Annotated in this window: 16 protein-coding genes and 1 pseudogene; 7 read left to right on the top strand and 10 right to left on the bottom strand. The window is 68.4% G+C overall.

What is annotated here, in order from left to right:
• Positions 1-23 precede the first annotated feature (23 nt).
• The 5 genes from ACWEKS_RS39575 to ACWEKS_RS39595 form a co-directional block, all read right to left on the bottom strand.
• Positions 24-1,052 (bottom strand): polyprenyl synthetase family protein, encoded by a 1,029-nt coding sequence (locus ACWEKS_RS39575; protein WP_452344854.1) that lies wholly within the window; start codon positions 1,050-1,052, stop codon positions 24-26.
• A gap of 150 nt (positions 1,053-1,202) precedes the next feature.
• Positions 1,203-2,183, bottom strand: a complete 981-nt coding sequence (locus tag ACWEKS_RS39580; RefSeq protein ID WP_452344855.1) for a terpene synthase family protein — start codon at positions 2,181-2,183, stop codon at positions 1,203-1,205.
• Positions 2,184-2,301: 118 nt separating this feature from the next.
• Positions 2,302-3,078, bottom strand: a complete 777-nt coding sequence (locus ACWEKS_RS39585) for an ABC transporter permease (RefSeq protein WP_357005905.1) — start codon at positions 3,076-3,078, stop codon at positions 2,302-2,304.
• The gene (locus tag ACWEKS_RS39590) at positions 3,075-3,725 is read right to left on the bottom strand and encodes an ABC transporter ATP-binding protein (RefSeq protein WP_452344856.1); all 651 of its coding nucleotides are present in this window, start codon (positions 3,723-3,725) and stop codon (positions 3,075-3,077) included. Before ACWEKS_RS39590 ends, ACWEKS_RS39585 begins: the two co-directional genes overlap by 4 nt.
• Positions 3,726-3,835: 110 nt before the next feature.
• Complete coding sequence (locus ACWEKS_RS39595; protein WP_452344857.1) at positions 3,836-4,168, bottom strand: ArsR/SmtB family transcription factor; 333 nt, start codon at positions 4,166-4,168, stop codon at positions 3,836-3,838.
• Positions 4,169-4,242: 74 nt separating this feature from the next.
• Here ACWEKS_RS39595 and ACWEKS_RS39600 point away from each other — a divergent pair, with 74 nt between their 5' ends.
• Both ACWEKS_RS39600 and ACWEKS_RS39605 read left to right on the top strand, forming a co-directional pair.
• Positions 4,243-4,656 carry a PPOX class F420-dependent oxidoreductase gene (locus ACWEKS_RS39600; protein ID WP_452344895.1) on the top strand — a complete coding sequence of 138 codons (414 nt, stop codon included), beginning with the start codon at positions 4,243-4,245 and terminating at the stop codon, positions 4,654-4,656.
• A 466-nt stretch (positions 4,657-5,122) separates the two neighbouring features.
• Positions 5,123-5,569 carry a nuclear transport factor 2 family protein gene (locus ACWEKS_RS39605; protein WP_452344858.1) on the top strand — a complete coding sequence of 149 codons (447 nt, stop codon included), beginning with the start codon at positions 5,123-5,125 and terminating at the stop codon, positions 5,567-5,569.
• A gap of 12 nt (positions 5,570-5,581) precedes the next feature.
• Here the strand turns inward: ACWEKS_RS39605 and ACWEKS_RS39610 are convergent, their stop codons facing one another.
• The gene (locus ACWEKS_RS39610; RefSeq protein ID WP_452344859.1) at positions 5,582-6,463 is read right to left on the bottom strand and encodes an LLM class F420-dependent oxidoreductase; all 882 of its coding nucleotides are present in this window, start codon (positions 6,461-6,463) and stop codon (positions 5,582-5,584) included.
• A gap of 181 nt (positions 6,464-6,644) precedes the next feature.
• Between ACWEKS_RS39610 and ACWEKS_RS39615 the strand changes: the two genes are divergently transcribed.
• The 3 genes from ACWEKS_RS39615 (at position 6,645) to ACWEKS_RS39625 (ending at position 10,061) form a co-directional block, all read left to right on the top strand.
• Positions 6,645-7,865, top strand: a complete 1,221-nt coding sequence (locus ACWEKS_RS39615; RefSeq protein WP_452344860.1) for a transcriptional regulator — start codon at positions 6,645-6,647, stop codon at positions 7,863-7,865.
• A gap of 193 nt (positions 7,866-8,058) precedes the next feature.
• Positions 8,059-9,576 (top strand): acetaldehyde dehydrogenase ExaC, encoded by a 1,518-nt coding sequence (exaC, locus tag ACWEKS_RS39620; RefSeq protein WP_354832664.1) that lies wholly within the window; start codon positions 8,059-8,061, stop codon positions 9,574-9,576.
• A 77-nt stretch (positions 9,577-9,653) separates the two neighbouring features.
• Entirely contained in the window at positions 9,654-10,061 is a 408-nt protein-coding gene (locus ACWEKS_RS39625) for a DUF779 domain-containing protein (protein ID WP_354832666.1), read from the top strand.
• An 86-nt stretch (positions 10,062-10,147) separates the two neighbouring features.
• Here the strand turns inward: ACWEKS_RS39625 and ACWEKS_RS39630 are convergent, their stop codons facing one another.
• The 4 genes and pseudogenes from ACWEKS_RS39630 to ACWEKS_RS39645 form a co-directional block, all read right to left on the bottom strand.
• On the bottom strand, positions 10,148-10,963 hold the full coding sequence (locus tag ACWEKS_RS39630; protein ID WP_452344861.1) for a class I SAM-dependent methyltransferase: 816 nt from the start codon (positions 10,961-10,963) through the stop codon (positions 10,148-10,150).
• A 60-nt stretch (positions 10,964-11,023) separates the two neighbouring features.
• Positions 11,024-12,577 carry a succinic semialdehyde dehydrogenase gene (locus tag ACWEKS_RS39635; RefSeq protein ID WP_452344896.1) on the bottom strand — a complete coding sequence of 518 codons (1,554 nt, stop codon included), beginning with the start codon at positions 12,575-12,577 and terminating at the stop codon, positions 11,024-11,026.
• A 319-nt stretch (positions 12,578-12,896) separates the two neighbouring features.
• A complete protein-coding gene (locus ACWEKS_RS39640) occupies positions 12,897-13,142 on the bottom strand; it encodes a hypothetical protein (protein ID WP_452344898.1) in 246 nt (81 codons plus the stop codon).
• Positions 13,143-13,162: 20 nt separating this feature from the next.
• Positions 13,163-13,405 (bottom strand): annotated as a pseudogene (locus ACWEKS_RS39645) (alkaline phosphatase); the annotation flags it as partial.
• A gap of 171 nt (positions 13,406-13,576) precedes the next feature.
• On the opposite strand from ACWEKS_RS39645, the gene ACWEKS_RS39650 reads away from it, so the two are divergent.
• Both ACWEKS_RS39650 and ACWEKS_RS39655 read left to right on the top strand, forming a co-directional pair.
• On the top strand, positions 13,577-15,907 hold the full coding sequence (locus ACWEKS_RS39650; RefSeq protein ID WP_452344862.1) for a sensor histidine kinase: 2,331 nt from the start codon (positions 13,577-13,579) through the stop codon (positions 15,905-15,907).
• Positions 15,885-16,283 carry a roadblock/LC7 domain-containing protein gene (locus ACWEKS_RS39655; protein ID WP_354832678.1) on the top strand — a complete coding sequence of 133 codons (399 nt, stop codon included), beginning with the start codon at positions 15,885-15,887 and terminating at the stop codon, positions 16,281-16,283. The genes ACWEKS_RS39650 and ACWEKS_RS39655 overlap by 23 nt, the downstream gene beginning before the upstream one ends.
• Positions 16,284-16,365 lie beyond the last annotated feature (82 nt).

A 16,365-nucleotide genomic window follows, 5' to 3' on the forward strand; every position in this document is an offset into this window, starting at 1 on the left:
CCCCGGCACCGACCACTTCCTCCTCACCGGCAAGAAGTGGCCGACGTCCTATGAAGTGCGTTTCGTCCCCGCCTGATCTGGTCCATCGCGACCGGCTCGCGGCCCGCCGCGGTATCCGATTCCAGGGCGCACACCACCGGGAAGGACTGTTTGCGGTGAATCAGGTCGCTGTGCGCCGGTTTTCCGGTGATCTCCGGATCGCCCCAGATGTCGATGAAGTCGTCGACGAGCTGGAACACGAGCCCGATCTCGATGCCGAAAGTGTGCATGGCCGACACCACGCGGTGGTCGGCCCCGGCGCACAGCGCGCCCAGCGCGCACGCGCAGCCGAGTAGCGCGCCGGTCTTCCCGGCGGCCATGGCCAGGTACTCGTCCACGCTGACGGTGGGCCGGGTTTCGAAGGCGCAGTCCGCGTACTGGCCCCGGCACAGCGTGACAGTGGCCTCGGCCAGCCGGATGACCGCCTCGGAGGTGACGGTCTCGGGTGCGCCGTCACACAGCACGCCGAGCGCGACCGCCTGCAACGCGTCGCCGAGCAGCGTCGCATTGGTCTCGCCCCAGACGCGCCAGACCGTCGGCCGGCCGTGCCGGAAGGGATCGGCGTCCATGACGTCGTCGTGGACGAGCGAGAAGTTGTGCAGCAGTTCGGCGGCCGCGGCGGCGTGCACCGACCCCTCGACCACGCCGCCGCAGGCCGCGGCCGCCGCGAAGGTGAGGGCCGGGCGCAGCGCCTTGCCCTGCGCGCCGGTGGCCGTCTGCCCCTCGGGATCACACCACCCGAAGTGATACCCGGCCATCACATCCAGGGGTTCGGACAGCGCGCCGACCGCCGAGCGCAGCACCGGATCGATGGCGACCCGGGCCTCGGACAGGCGTCTGCGAGCTCTCCGCTCGGTGTCGACGTCGAGCGGGCGGGATAGGGATTCGAGTGTGCGGGCACAGGTTTCGTCACGGTCGGCGAGGGCGGCCGCGGCCGGACGGGACAGGCCCCACCGGCGCTTGCCGTCGGTGTGCTGTCCTGCGGTGAATCGGATCGGTTTCGACGCTCGCATAATCGGCCCCGCTCGCTCGGACACGGTTGCCGCAGCCACCCGATGGCGGCTGGGCAGCCATGCTCAGAAGAAGCTCATGGTCCCATCACAGTCTGAAACCTGAGGGTTGCCCGCGGATTTCATTTCGGCAACGCCGGAAGGTTTCCTGCTTCAGGTCAGTGGCAGCCCGTGCTCGAGCGCCTCCGCGGGTGCGCTCGTGTAGCGGGCCGCCTGGTAGTGGTAGTCGTGGTTGGCGCGCACATAGACGGTGTAATTCTGGGCGGTGACCAGGGCGTCCGCGCGTTCGCGGCCGGTGAGGCCGGCATCGTCGAGCTCGGTCGGCAGGCGTTGCACCGCCTCGATCATGTGCTCGACGCATTCGGAGAGCATGCCGTTGACCAGTTGCCGGGCCTGAGCTCTGTTGTGCCCGTGGTGATACTGCGCGAGCAGTACCGAGTTGTAGAGGTAGCCGGAGGCCTCGTCCGAGGCAACCGACAGCACATCGTTGAACAGGCCCATGTGTTCGACGGCCGCCATCCGGAGGCTGCGCATGGCGGGCAGGTGGCGGACGGCGGCGGACAGGTCCACGCCCTCGGCGCGTTCGCTGATATCGAGAAACACGAACAGTGCCACGCCGTCTCGCCGATGTGCGCGGTAGGTCTCGAGGTCGGGCAGATTGCCCGATAGCCGGCCGACGCTCTCGGTGTAGTAGGTCCACAGCCAGTCGTGGATCTCCCGGCGCACGCTCCGCCGCCAGGCTGCCGACCGGCCGTGGCACAGCCGCGGCCACAGCTCGGCCAAGGCGACGGCCAGCACGCCGGAAGGTGTTGTCGTACCGTCCAGTACGGCCTCGATGGCGGTAATGGCCTCCAGACACCTGCCTGGATCGGGAATTTCGATGTCGAACTGATCGTCCACGATGAAAGCCCATGCGGTGTACTGACTCAGCAGCGTGAGCTCGTCGGCGTCCGCACTCGGACACCAGAGGGCATACATGCGCGCCGGGCGGGTGCGTTCCATGCGCCGCCGGGTGGGCTCGGTGGGAACCAGCCCGTAGGCCTCCAGCCAGGACCACATCCCCGCTTCGGCTTCCGGCTCCGCCGGATTGACCCCCGCGGCGTCGAACGGCATGAAGAACTCGATCGCTTCCATACGAAACTACCTATCCCCCAAGCGTTTTACCGGCGACACCGTAACGATAACGGCATTTCGGACGTTTGAGCTCGCATTTGAAATCTCACTCATTAGGATTTTGCGGGCTTGACGGTCGTCAGTCGGGCAGCCGGACCAGGCGCTGTGCACCGTCGAAGAGGGTCCGCTCGGCCACCCGCGTGGCCGCCAGCGCGGCCAGGGTCGTGGCCGCGAGCAGCATGTACATCACGACGATCTGATAGCGGATGGCCGTCAGCGGATCCACGCCCGCCAGAATCAAACCCGTCATCGCGCCCGGCAGACTGATCAGACCGACCACCTTGGTCGAGTCGATGGCCGGGATCAGCGCGGTGCGCAGCGCCGAACGCTGATTCGGCAGGAACGACTGGTACGCCGAAAGACCCAGTGCCAGCCGCGCTTCCACGGCATCACGGGCCCGGCGCGCATCCTCGACCAGGCGGCGCAGGGCGATTCCGGTCGACTGCATCGCCGACGACACGATCATGCCGCCCACCGGTACCACCACCCGCGCCTGCGTGGAGATGATGCCGAGCGCGATCAGCGCGCCCAGAGTGATGGACGCGCCGAACGCCACGCCGATGGTCGCCGAGCGCGTCGCGTGCGGCAGTCCCGCCCCGCGTCGCCCGGCCACCTGCCCGGCGATGACGATCATCAGGACCACCCAGCCCAGTGCGCCCGGCAATCCGGTGTGGCGGAACAGGATCAGCAGAATCGCGCCCACCGCGACGAGCTGCACCCCGGCCCGGGCCGCCGCGATCAGCAGTTCGCGGGTCAGATGCAGCTGCTGCCGGTAGGCGATGGCCGCCGCCAGGGCGACCAGGACCAGCGACGCGCCGACGCCTGTCCAGTCGGGCACCGAAAGTCCCTGGGTCATGGCTGATTCCCCGCTTCCGCACCGCGCGTGAGCCGCCCGGCGGCCAGCGTCCACACCTCGTCCGCCACCTCGGCCACGAATCCCGGATCATGGCTGACCAGCACCACGCTGCCGCCGGCCGCCACATGCGCCCGGATCAACGCACCGATCGCCACCGCCGACGCCCCGTCCAGCGCCGAGGTCGGCTCGTCGAGCAGCAGCACCCGCGGCTCCACCGCCAGCGCCCGCGCCAGGCAAACCCGTTGCGCCTCACCCCCGGACAGCTCGGCGCAGCGGCGCGCAGCGAACCCGTCGGGCAAGCCGACCGCCCCGAGCAATCCGCCCACCCGCTCGTAATCGACGGCCCGCCCCACGCGCACCTCCTCGGCGACCGTGTCGGTGAGCAGCACCGGACGCTGCGGCACCAACCCCACCTGCCGCCGTAGCGCCAGTACATCCAGGTCGGCCACCGGGATCCCGTCCAGTAGCACCCGGCCGCTGTCGGGCTCCCCGAACCGATTCAGTAGCCGCAGGAGGGTCGTCTTGCCCGCCCCGCTCGGTCCGACCACCGCCGTGCACCGCCCGGCCGCGAAGGTGGCATCGGCCTCGACGAGTACCGAGGTCGATCCGTGGCCGAGACTGACCCGGTCCAAGACAATGCTGGGCACCGCCTCACCCTGCCCCACTCCGGATCGGTGGTGCGGTGCGGGGTCGCCCACTCGCGGGAAGTCGCCGGCAGCCCGGCGATCCGACGCAAACCCTCCGGCGCCGAGGTCGATCAAGGGTGTGCGGCTGGTTGGTGGTCGGCAAGCACCGCGGTGATGAGGCCAGGGAATCGATCGTCGATTGCTTCGCGGCGCAATACCGGGTAGCGAGCAGTGCCTTCTGACCAGCACTCGGTGATTCCGGTCGTAAACAACTGCTTGAGGTGATACGAACAGGTCGAAGCAGGCAGATTGACGTGCTTCGCGATCTCGCCGGTTGTGCGTAGTCGACCATCGGAGAGCAGGCGAACGATCTCCAGGCGCGCCTGATCCCCCAGGACACGCATCACCGCCGCCAGATCCAGCTCAGGTGCTGGGTTACCTCGTAAGCGCTTCGCGGACACCATCAACCCATGCTATCCTTTAAAGTATTTCCAAATGTTTGGAAATATAGAAGGAAGCGGAGAGATTGGAGCACATCATGGTTGCGGTTCCCGCTGGCTACAGCGATCTGCTCGAACGCCCGCTGTACGGGCACCTGGCGACGACCCGGCCGGACGGTACGGTGCAGGTGAGTCCGATGTGGTTCGACTGGGACGGCGAGCTGCTTCGGTTCGCGCACACCACCAAGCGCCAGAAATACCGCAATGTGCAGATCAACCCGCAGGTTGCCATGTCAGTCTCGGATCCCGACGATCCGTACCGCTACCTGGAAGTGCGCGGCAACGTCGAGCGCATCGACCCCGACCGAGGGTCGAGCTTCTTCCTGCATATCGCCAACCGCTACAAAGAGGCGGAGCGTCCCGCCGACGCCCCGCCCCCGGGGCAGGCTCCCGCGGACGCCCCGGACTGGGTGGTCATCGTGGTGCGCCCGACCGGCTTCAGCAAGCATTAGCCCAGCGAGCAGCGGTCCCGAGAGCGGACCAGGAAGTGTCTCGAAGTGGTGGGGCGAGCGGATCCGACCGATGCGCAATGGGCGCGGTTGGAGCCGTTGTTGCCCCGAGTCCACGCCCCGAGCCCGTGGCTCCGCACGCGTGAACCGGGACCCAACCCTCGACATCGACGAATCCAACTCGGCCACATCATGATCCAACGCCACATTCAGTAGCACAGACCCGGGCAAGTGCTGTTGCGGTCGGTCAATAGGTGAGGTGCAGAAATCGGTAATTGCCAGTAGGACGCGGTAGCGACCGGTAGGTCGTCAGCGAGCAAAACCCCCTGCTCCGGGCAGTTGGCGTGCCGCCGAGCTCGGCGGTTCTCATTCGCCCGCAATATCTTTCGGAAACGGCAAGATCAAGGCCCGCCTCGCCGTACGCTGGCCCACCGTCCCTGAACAGTTATCGGCACCACTCGGAGGCACCATGCTGTCCCTGCAGGAGATTTCGGACCGCCTGGAAATAGAGGACCTCATGGTCCGCTATTCCCACGCCGTGGACACCCACCAATGGGAGCTGCTGGACGAAATCTTCACCCCCGACGCGCACATCGACTACACCGCCATGGGCGGCCCGGCCGGTGACGTGGAATCCACCAAGAAGTTCCTCGCCACCGTCATGCCGAATTTCTCCGCCTTCCAGCACCTGATCAGTAACTCCTCCATCCGCGTGGAGGGCGATAACGCCACCGCCCGCACCATGTGCCACAACCCCATGCTGGTCACCGCCGCCGACGGTACGCGGCAGCTCATGCTGTGCGGGCTCTGGTATCACGACACCTTCGTGCGCATGGACGGCGAATGGCGCATCAAGCAGCGGGTGGAGGAGAAGAGCTACATGTTCATCGCCCCCGACGCGGTCCCGGGCACCTGAGTCCTGCGGGGATCACTCCCCCGTCAGCAGCTCGATGAGCGGCGCGAACCGGTCCATGTTGTGCTCGAGCACGGTGATGTAGTTGAACCCGAAGCGTTCCCGGCGTTCGCGCAGGACCTCGGCCATCTGCGCGGCGGTGCCGACCAGCAGCACGGGCAGGTCCTCGGGCGCGCCGGTGTAGCCGAAGGGCAGGTGCTCGGTGAGGTAGGCGACCGCGGCCTCGCGGTCGGCCGGTGCGGCGATGCCCTGCACGAGCAGGTTGAATTCGACGGCGCCGGCCCGGTTTCCGAGCAGCCCGCGCACATAGTCCGTCTTCTTCGCGGTCGAGTCGGCGTCCGCGAGCGTGAGCAGCCCGCTGTCGGCCGAGCTCGCGCCGGTGAAGGCGACAATGTCGGCGTGCTCGGCTGCCAGCCGCAGCGCCCGCTCACCCCAGCCGGCCACGAGCAGCGGCGGCCCGGAAGGCTGCGCCGGACGCGGCTGATACTCCGGATCGGCGTAGAGGCGGCGCAGCGTCGTGACCGTCTCCTCGAGGTGGGCGACGCGGCGGCCCGCCGGCGGGAACGGCATTCCGGCGGCCTCGAATTCGGCCCGCACGTACCCGGCCCCCAACCCCAGCTCGAACCGCCCTCCGGTGAGCTGATCCAGCCCGGCCACGTCGCGGGCCAGCAGAACCGGGTTGTAGAAGGGCGTATTGAGTACGAAGGTGTTCAACCGCGGTCGTTCGGTGACATCCGCGGCCAGCATGAGCGCCGGGAACGGCGCGGGCAGCCCGAGATGGTCGGGCACTCCGATGACGTCGTAGCCGAGTCCCTCGGCGCGACGGCACTTCTCGATCCATTCCGGGCGGGATGCGGGGGCCAGCAGGTTCACGCCGAAGCGGAAAGGGAGGACCATGACTTCTTGTCTACCAGTGGAATCCGGAACCGTTCGAGCGCGCGGAACCGGGGCGGCGAAGGCTGCGCAGCCGCCCGGAACGAATTAGCGCACAGACTGCGGCGAATGCGGCCCGCGCGATGCGACCGCGCGCCATCATGGAATATCGCTCGGTCCGGTCGCACCGCGAGGAGTTTGCGCCATGACACAGCTGCCGGTTCCTTCGCACCAGCGTGCGGAGTTGGAGAAGGCATGGGTGCGGTGGACCACGGCCTCCTCGGGCCGCCCGCCCGGCACCGAGGTGGTGCTGCGCAACGAGGTGGCGGAGTCGTGGGAGCGGTCGCTGCGCACGGTGGATCCGACGCGTGCGGTGGCGCCCGGAACCGATCGGGACGAATTGGGTTCGCGCTGGGCCGAATCGCCGTTGCGCACGCCCATCACCGAGATGGCCGGTGAGCTCCGGGCGCTGTCGGAGGATTCGGGCATGGTCGCGGTGGTCACCGACGACACGGGGACCGTGCTCTTCAGCTGTGGCGACCGCTCGGTCCGGCGGCGGGCGGAATCGGTCAATCTCGCGCCCGGCGGCTGCTGGGACGAGCCGTACATGGGCACCAGCGGCGTCGCGCTGTCGCTGCACAGCGGCCGCCCCACCTCGGTCTGGGCCGCCGAGCATCTGGTGGAGGCGCTGCACGGCTGGGTCTGTTACTGTGCGCCCATCCGCGGCGCCGACGGTCGTCAGCTCGGCGTGCTGGATTTGTCGACGTATTGGGATCGCTCACATCCGCTCATCCTCACAACGGTCCGAGCCCTGGTGACAGCCATCGAAGCCCGAGTACATGCCGAACAGTCCCGCCCGGCCGGTGATACCCGGCTGGAGTCGCTGGGGGTGCCGCGCCTCTACAAGCAGGGCAAGCAGATGGCGATGCGGCCCCGGCAGCTGGAGATCCTGACCCTGCTCGCCCTGGAGCCCGAGGGCTTCACGCCGGAACGCTTGCACGAGGCCGTCTATGGCGACCGGTCGGTGTCCTCCAGCACCCTCAAGGCCGACGTCTCCCGCCTGCGCGCCGCCACCGACGGCCGCATCGCCGACCGCCGGTACATGCTCACCGAACCCCTCGCTTGCGACGCCGTCGAGCTGCTCGCCGCCCTCGAAGCGGGCGACCTCACTACCGCCGTCCGCCTGTATCGCGGTCCGCTGCTGCCTGATTCGGACGTTCCGGGCATCGTGCAGTGGCGCGAACACCTCGACGTCTGCCTGCGCACCGCCGTGCTCGCCGACCACAACCCCGAGCACGCCCTGCGTTTCGGCCAGCGCTGCCCGGACGACATCGAGATCCACGAGCACGTGCTGCATCTGCTCCCGCACGGCGACAGCCGCCGCGCCCTGGCGACCGCGCGCCTGCACACCGCCTTGCGCGCGTAATCGATGCCGCAGCGCGTGCGCAGGTGCACCCCGTGCCGCGAATATGCCGACCTTGTCCGGAATGTCCATTGCCGCAGCCGTATTCGACGGCAGTGACTCAGCAACGTTTCGCCAACCCGGCGCCAACCTCCCGCCAACCTTCGCGGTTCATAGTGGCCCCCGTCACCGCAGATACGGGATCAGGAGCCGCGCCATGATCTACGCAAAACCCGGCACCGACGGGAGCATTGTCAGTTTCAACCGCCGCTATGACAACTTCATCGGCGGTGAGTGGAAAGCGCCGATCGAGGGCAGATACTTCGACAATCCCTCCCCGATCGACGGTGAAACCTTCTGCCAGGTGGCACGTTCGAGTGCCGCGGACATCGATATGGCCCTGGAGGCGGCGCACCGGGCGGCCGACGCCTGGGGTGCCACGTCGGTGACGGATCGTGCCAACATCCTCAACAGGATCGCCGACCGGATCGAGGCGAACCTGGAGCGGCTCGCCGTCGCCGAAACCTGGGAGAACGGCAAGCCGGTCCGCGAAACCCTCGCCGCCGACCTGCCTTTGACGGTCGACCACTTCCGCTACTTCGCCGGCGCGGTGCGCGCGCAGGAGGGCCATCTCTCCCAGATCGACGCCGACACCGTCGCCTATCACTTCCAGGAACCGCTGGGTGTGGTCGGGCAGATCATTCCGTGGAACTTCCCGATCCTCATGGCCGCCTGGAAACTGGCCCCCGCGCTTGCGGCCGGCAACTGCGTGGTCATCAAGCCCGCCGAGCAGACCCCGGCCTCGCTGCTGCTGGTCATCGAGCTCATCGCCGACCTGTTGCCGCCCGGAGTCGTCAACGTGGTCAACGGTTTCGGCGTCGAGGCGGGCAAGCCGCTGGCCTCCAGCCCGCGCGTCGCCAAGGTCGCCTTCACCGGCGAGACCACCACGGGCCGGCTCATCATGCAGTACGCCAGCGAGAACATCATCCCGGTGACCCTGGAACTCGGCGGCAAGAGCCCCAATATCTTCTTCCCCGACGTCATGGCCGCCGACGACGCCTTCCTGGACAAGGCTGTCGAGGGCTTCGTGATGTTCGCGCTCAACCAGGGCGAGGTCTGCACCTGCCCGTCGCGGGCGCTGATCCACTCGTCGATCTACGACGAGTTCATGGCCCGCTGCCTCGAGCGCACCAAGGCCATCAAGGGCGGCAATCCGCTCGACGACACGACCATGATCGGCGCGCAGGCCAGTAACGACCAGTACGAAAAGATCCTGTCCTACATCGACATCGGCCGCAAAGAGGGCGCGACGGTCCTCACCGGCGGCGAGATGCGCAAGGTGGAGGGCTTCCCCAATGGGTACTACATCGAACCGACGATCTTCGAGGGCCGCAATGACATGCGGATCTTCCAGGAGGAAATCTTCGGTCCGGTGGTAGCGGTGGCCCGCTTCGACAACGAGGTCGAAGCGGTAACCATCGCCAATGACACGCTCTACGGCCTCGGCGCGGGCCTGTGGACCCGCGACGGCAGCACCGCCTACCGGGTGGGCCGCGCCGTCAAGGCCGGTCGGGTGTGGACCAACTGCTATCACGCCTATCCCGCGCACGCGGCCTTCGGCGGCTACAAGAAGTCCGGCATCGGCCGGGAAAACCACCGTATGATGCTCGACCACTATCAGCAGACCAAGAACCTGCTCGTGTCCTACTCCCCGAACAAGCTCGGATTCTTCTGAACCGCAAGCAATTCGGTTCATTCAGAACTTGTCGGTAATTCAGAGTCGGACAGGCCGGAAGGTCTGCGAGGAGCGTGATGAAAGCAGGTTCCGTATCCCGGGTGACCATCACCGAGGCCGCCGCACACGTGCTGCAGGACCTCATCGATCACCATGGTCCGGTGATGTTCCACCAGTCGGGCGGCTGCTGCGACGGCAGCTCCCCGATGTGTTACCCCCTGGGCGAATTCCGGGTGGGCGCGGCCGATGTGCTGCTCGGCCGCGTCTTCCCGGACACGGCGTTCTGGATCAGCGCCGACCAGTACGAGTACTGGCGCCACACCCATCTGACCGTCGACGTGGTCCCCGGCCGCGGCGGTGGTTTCTCCCTCGAGGCCCCCGAGGGAGTCCGATTCGTCATCCGGTCACGCCTGTTCACCGATGCCGAGACAGCGGCGTTGGAAGCGGCTCCCGCTCCGCTGCGCGGCAACGAGCTGGCCGGATGAAGGAAGGTGGCGCGGCCGGTTTCTCCGGGTCGGCCGCGCCATCGTAAACCTCCGGAGCCTCCGGGCAGCTCCGAACCCGGAAGTCCTTATCGCGGAACGCGACCGGTGCCCAGCCACGCGGTCGTCGACAGCGGTGTGCCCGGCACGTAGTGCTCGCGCAGATAGTCGATCATGACCTTTTCCTGGGCTGCCCAGGTGGCCTTGTCGGTGCGCCGGCGGGTCGCCTGCAGTGGCGCGCTGCCCCGGGTCAGCCGGTCCCACATCTGCTCGGCGCTGTCGTAACTGAACGATTCCGCGTGCGGCCGCAGCACCACCTCGGTGAAACCGGCCGCGAGCAGCTCCTTCTCGAACAGGTTCGGATTCTCGAGGCTCTCCGGATTCGGCTGGGGCGCGGGGAATCCCGGAATTCCGGCCTGGAACGCCTCGAACAGCAATGTCATCAGCGGCGAGTCCGTGATCGGGGCCCAGCTCGACACCACCGCGATGCCGCCCGGTCGCAGCACCCGGTGCAGTTCGGCGAACCCGCTGGCCCGGTCCGGGAAGAACATGAGCCCGAACATCGAGAACGCGGCGTCGAAAGTGTTACTGGCGTAGCGCAAATCCTGCCCGTCGCCGACGCCGGTGAGCACATTGCCGACCCCGGTCTGCATGATGGCGCGCCGTAGCCGACGGATCATGGCCTCGGAGAAGTCGACCGCGACCACCTCCGCGACCCGCGGCGCGGCCAGCAGCGCCAGCACGCCGGGCCCGGTGGCCACATCGATGACCCGGGACCGGCCGCTCAGTTCGGCCGATTCCAATGCGCGAATCGCGAACGGCCGCATCATGTCCGATACGACGTCGTCGTAACTCTCAGCGACCTGGTCCCACGCGCCCGGCGCGGCAAGCGGATTCTCCGGCATTCGACCACCCTTCCGACGGGTACAGTGTACGCACGCCGGACGGGTGGTCCAGCGGGAGGATCAGCGACCCGGCAGGAAGCGGATGCCGCGGGCGATGGCCATGAGGAACGGCTGCCACGTGTTCTGCGGGATGAAGGGCGGGGCGTCCAGGTTCAGGAACCGAGTGACCACGACGGACTGGGGTTCGGTGAACTTCAGCAGGCCGTCGGGTCCGTGGCGGCGGCCGACGCCGGAGATGCCCATGCCGCCCATCGGCGCACCGGTGGTGCCCCAGGCCGGGGCGTAGCCCTCGTCGACGTTCACCGTGCCCGCGTGCAATTGCGCCGCGATGTGCTCGCCCTCGGCCTTGCTGCCCGCCCACACGCTGGCATTCAGGCCGTACTCGGTGTCATTGGCGCGGGTGATGGCCTCCTGCACCGAGTCGACCGGGTAGATCGACACCAGCGGGCCGAAGGTCTCGTTGCGGCCGCACTCCATCGCGTCGGTGACGTCGGACAGGACGGTCGGTTCGAAGAACAGCGGGCCCAGGTCCGGGCGGGCATTGCCGCCGGCGAGCACCTTCGCCCCCTTGGACACCGCGTCGGCGACATGCTTGGTGACCGTCTCCAGCTGAGCCTCGGAGATGAGGCTGCCGATATCCTGCGAGAAGTCGTACGCGGCACCGAGTTTCGCCGCCCGCACCGCCGCGACGAACTTCGCGGTGAACTGGTCGGCGACCTCACGCTCGACATAGAGCCGCTCGATGGAGATGCACAGCTGGCCCGCATTGGAGAAGCAGGCGCGGACCGCGGCCTTGGCGGCCTTGTTCAGATCGGCGCCGCGGGTGACGATCATCGGGTTCTTGCCGCCGAGCTCGGCCGAGAAGCCGATGAGGCGGCGCCCGCAGTGCTCGGCCAGGGTGCGGCCGGTGGCGGAGGAACCGGTGAACATCAGGTAGTCGCAGTCCTCGACCATGGCCGTGCCGACCACCGTGCCGGGTCCCGGGACCACGGCGAACAGATCGCGCGGCAGCCCGGCGCGCGCGAACAGCTCGGCGTTGACCAGCGAGGAGTATGGGGTCTGGCTGTCGGGCTTGACCACTACGGCATTACCGGCCAGCAGCGCCGGAATCGAGTCGCCCACCGACAGCAGCATCGGGTAGTTCCAAGGCGCGATCACCCCGACCACGCCCTTGGGTACCGCACGCACCGAGGCCCGGTTCAGCACCGGGAACGCGCCGGCCGCACCGTGCGGGGCGAGCAGCTGCGGAGCCACGCGGGAGAAGTAGCGGGCCGCGAACATCAGCCCGATGACCTCCTCCTGGGCCGCCCACCGCGCCTTGCCGGTCTCGGCCTGGATGATGTCCATCAGGTACTCGCGGTTCTCGACCACGAGCGCCCGGTACCGATCCAGCACCTCGGCCCGCTGCTTGGGCGTGCGCGCGGCCCATTCGGCCTGCGCGATACGCGCTTTGGCGATGGCGGCCGTGACATCGGCGGCGGTCCCGACCGGCACCGAGCCCAGGGTCTCGCCGGTGAACACCTCGGTGATCGCTCGGGTCGCATGGTCCTGGGTGGTATCCACGGCCGCGAACGAGCGCAACCGTTCGAACACCGCGGCAGCCGGCACCGACATCATTGCCTCCTACTTGCGAGTAACTTGCGGATACACACAATCTACTCCGCCACGTCCGCGCCCGGCCGGGACTGCGCGGTTCCGCCCGCTCGGATCGGGTTCCGGCCGGAGGGCCAGCTGGGCCGAAATGTCGTGATTGCCTTGTTTCTGGCTGCTACCTGCGAAATCTGTAACCGTTCATGAACGCGGAACGAAGAAACAGCCAGCAGTACCCGGGCAGGGATCCATCGCCGGTGAGGCAGCACCGGCTACCGGACCCGATCTCGCGCACGCACGAGGGGTGCGTGCGCGGGATCATGAAAAGCGCTGCGGGAAAAGACTATTCGTTGACCAGCACCGGAATCGACAGCACCGCGGCGGAGATCGGCGCATCGGCCGGGGACGCGGTGGTCGTGAAGGGGATGCCATCCGGGTTCCGTGCGTGCGCGCCACCGCCGGGTTCCGCGTCGGCGTGCTGGAAGGTCCCCGCACCCACCACCTGACCGGTCGCGTCGTAGAAGCCCGCGTGCACCTCCAGTGCCAGCACATCACTGATATCGGAGGTGATGGCGAGAGCGTCCCGCACCGTTGACCAACCCGGACGAGCGTGCCGGCCGCCGGTGTGCCGTCGGTGATCTCGGCGGTGCTGACATTGCCGGTCGCGAATCCGGCGGCCTTGGCCCGCTCCATGAGTGTCGCCGCCGACACCGTGGCCGTGGCGCCCGCGATGGCTGCCGGCCATGCGCGTTTCCTGTGCTGCACTTCGTATTCTCCGTCCGCGCGCCCGGATCGCCGGGCGCGGCCCGCTGTCCCGGGCGCGGACGAAGCTAGTGCTGAAAGTTTGCCCACTCTGGTCTCGCGGGAAGCTCACAGCTGGCTCGAAGGTAAATGAAGTCCAAAGAAGTCGCAGGGTATAGGCAACCTCCCGGCTTAGGGGACTCGTCTCGCCAGTGTCAAATCCCGTCCCGCACAAAAGGACTCGACCCGCCGAGCGCATCGCCGCGCAGTTACGTTGCAGCGATGCGCTTTCCGACGCTCGGGGTCCGCACCCGGATCCTGGCCATCGCGCTGGTACCGAGCGTGGCGTTGGCGGCCATCGGCCTCGGCGTCGCCGGCACCCTGATCGACCGCTCACACCAGGCCCGCACCTGGGCCGACGAGATGCAGGCGGGCATCGCGCCCACCCGCGAGCTGATCGAGGCCGTACAGGCCGAACGGCAGCTGACCCTGTGGCGGGTGGCCGGGATGGATTCCGATGTGCGCCAGCTGACGACGGCACGCCAGCGGCTCGACAGTGCCGTGCGCCTGATCGCCCCGGCCCAGTCGGCGCTGTCGCGGATCGGGCCCGCGTCCATGGGCCAGGCCACCGGCGCCCTCGGCGAAATGAGCAAGCAGCTGGCCGGAATTCGCGCCGGCGTCGATGCGGGCACGCTCGGGCTGGCCGACGCCTACGCCTTCTACAACCACATTCCCGAGGCCGTCATGGCGGGCGTGCAGGTCGCACAGAAGACCGCGCCCGATGCCGCCACCGCCGTCGAGCTCACCCAGGCCGCGGACGTACTGCACTGCCTGGAGGCCATGAGCCGCGCGAACGCGCTGGGCGCGGCCCTCGTCGACGGCAACGACCTCTCCCCCGAGCTGGGCGCCGAATACCTCAGCCTGGTCGGCTATTACCGCACCCGGATCGACGGCATTGTCAGCGCACCCGACGAGAAGCAGGCCGCCGCGGCCCGGGCGCTGGTCTCGACCACCGCCTGGCAGCAGCTGGGCGTGGTGGAGCCGGTCCTGGCCCAGCACACTCTGGTGCCGTCGGACGGCTCGGCCAAACGCTCGGCGCTGCAACCGCTCCCGATCTCGGTCGCGGAATGGCAGCACAGCGCCGGCGAGGTCACGCACGGCCTGGCGAACCTCTGGCAGGCAGAGAACGCCGAGGCCCAGCAGCTGGCCGGGGCCGCCGCGGACGACACCACCAGGAAATCGCTGGCGGCCGGGGCGGGCATGGTCGTGGTCGGGGTGGGCGCGATCCTGGTCGCGCTGGCGCTGGCCAATCGGATCATCCGCAGGCTCCGGCGTTTGCGCGACCGCACCTTCGCCCTGGCCGACGAGCAGCTGCCCGAGACGATGAGCCGGCTGGCCGCCGGTGAACACCTCGATATCGAGACCGAAACTCCCGTCCTGGACTTCGGCCACGATGAAATCGGACAGGTCGCCGAGGCTTTCGGCCACGCCCACGGGACGGCCGTCGCCGCCGCGGTCACCGAGGCGCATACCCGCGAGGGCGTGAAGTCGGTCTTCCTCAATATCGCGCACCGCAGCCAGGTGGTGGTGCACCGGCAGTTGGAGATCCTCGACGCGGCCGAATCCCAGCAGGAGGATCCGGAGCTGCTGGACATCTACTTCCAGCTCGACCACCTGGCCACCCGGGAACGCCGCAATGCCGAGAACCTGATCATTCTCGCGGGCGGGCGTCCCGGCCGCCAGTGGCGCAGTCCCGTCCCGCTGCTGGAACTGGCGCGGTCCGCGGTCGGCGAGACCGCCGACTACACCCGGGTCCAGACCGGCCGCCTGCCTGCGGCTTTCATTGCCGGGCGGTCCGTCGCCGACCTCATCCACCTGCTGGCCGAGCTGATCGACAACGCCGCCTCCTTCTCCCCGCCGCAGTCCCGCGTCGAGATCTCCGGCGCCTCGGTGGGCCGCGGGGTCGCGGTCGAGATCAGCGATCAGGGCATGGGTATTCCCGAGTCCGACCTGGCCCGGCTCAACGAGCTGCTGGCCGGGCCACCGGATTTCGCCGTCACCAGCCTGTCCTCGGATTCCCGCCTGGGCCTGTTCGTGGTGTCGCGGCTGGCCGCCCGGCACGGGATCTCGGTGCGCCTGTCCGATTCCGATTACGGCGGCACGCGCGCCATCGTCCTCATCCCGTCCGGGCTGATCGAGGGCGAGCTCGGCGCGGCGGAACCGCGGACGGAGGCCATGCCCCCGCAGCGCCGCGCCGAACTCGAGCAGGCGGCGATCGCGTCGCCGGAATTCCGAGCGGCGGCGGCATCATTCGATGCGTGGCATCCGGGCCCGCCCGAACCGGACTTTCCCGCACCGGATACGCAGGTCACCGCCGATCTCCGGCCCGAGCTGCCGCGGCGCCGCCGCCAGGAGCATCTCGCGCCGGAGTTGGCCGGGCATCCGGCCCCCGAGCACTTTCCGGCCCCGGCGCCGGACGAACGCAGCGCCGAGCAGGCGCGAGAGTTGTTCTCGGCCATCGAGAACGGCACCCGACAGGGGCGGCAGACCGATCCCGGCGCGCCGCCCGCCACCCGACAGGAAGGCGATGGTGAACACCTCCCCCGCTGGTGATCTCGACTGGCTCCTCGACGATCTCGTCGACAAACTCGCGGGCGTGCGGCATGCGGTGGTGCATTCCACCGACGGGCTGTTGCTCGGCCGGTCGGCGCGGATGAGCCGGGAGGACGCGGAGCATTTCTGTGCCATGTCCTCGACCCTGTTCGGGCTGTCCCGCAGTGCCGGGCACCGATTCGACGCGGGCGGGGTGCGGCAGGCCGTGATCGAACTCGACCGCGCCGTCCTGTTCGTCACCGCGGCGGGTGCCAATGCCTGCCTGGCGCTGCAGGCCGCGGCCGACGCGAATCTCGGCATGGTCGCCTACGAGATGAACCTGACCGTGCAGCGGGTCGGATCCTTCCTCTCCGCCGCACCGCGCCAGCGTGCGTGAGAGTCGCGAATTGTGCTGTCCTGCCCGGAATTCCGGTTGCCAGCAGGTAGCTGATCGAGGGCATTATTTGCGATGCACACTC

It is taken from the genome of Nocardia sp. NPDC004711 (assembly GCF_053601595.1).

Bases quoted from the DNA above. Each gene is read 5' to 3' on its own strand.
- ACWEKS_RS39575 (WP_452344854.1), bottom strand. From the start codon at position 1,052: ATGCGAGCGTCGAAACCGATCCGATTCACCGCAGGACAGCACACCGAC.
- ACWEKS_RS39630 (WP_452344861.1), bottom strand. From the start codon at position 10,963: ATGCCGGAGAATCCGCTTGCCGCGCCGGGCGCGTGGGACCAGGTCGCT.
- ACWEKS_RS39615 (WP_452344860.1), top strand. From the start codon at position 6,645: ATGACACAGCTGCCGGTTCCTTCGCACCAGCGTGCGGAGTTGGAGAAG.
- exaC (WP_354832664.1), top strand. From the start codon at position 8,059: ATGATCTACGCAAAACCCGGCACCGACGGGAGCATTGTCAGTTTCAAC.
- ACWEKS_RS39635 (WP_452344896.1), bottom strand. From the start codon at position 12,577: ATGTCGGTGCCGGCTGCCGCGGTGTTCGAACGGTTGCGCTCGTTCGCG.
- ACWEKS_RS39580 (WP_452344855.1), bottom strand. From the start codon at position 2,183: ATGGAAGCGATCGAGTTCTTCATGCCGTTCGACGCCGCGGGGGTCAAT.
- ACWEKS_RS39625 (WP_354832666.1), top strand. From the start codon at position 9,654: ATGAAAGCAGGTTCCGTATCCCGGGTGACCATCACCGAGGCCGCCGCA.
- ACWEKS_RS39600 (WP_452344895.1), top strand. From the start codon at position 4,243: ATGGTTGCGGTTCCCGCTGGCTACAGCGATCTGCTCGAACGCCCGCTG.
- ACWEKS_RS39605 (WP_452344858.1), top strand. From the start codon at position 5,123: ATGCTGTCCCTGCAGGAGATTTCGGACCGCCTGGAAATAGAGGACCTC.
- ACWEKS_RS39595 (WP_452344857.1), bottom strand. From the start codon at position 4,168: ATGGTGTCCGCGAAGCGCTTACGAGGTAACCCAGCACCTGAGCTGGAT.
- ACWEKS_RS39585 (WP_357005905.1), bottom strand. From the start codon at position 3,078: ATGACCCAGGGACTTTCGGTGCCCGACTGGACAGGCGTCGGCGCGTCG.
- ACWEKS_RS39610 (WP_452344859.1), bottom strand. From the start codon at position 6,463: ATGGTCCTCCCTTTCCGCTTCGGCGTGAACCTGCTGGCCCCCGCATCC.
- ACWEKS_RS39650 (WP_452344862.1), top strand. From the start codon at position 13,577: ATGCGCTTTCCGACGCTCGGGGTCCGCACCCGGATCCTGGCCATCGCG.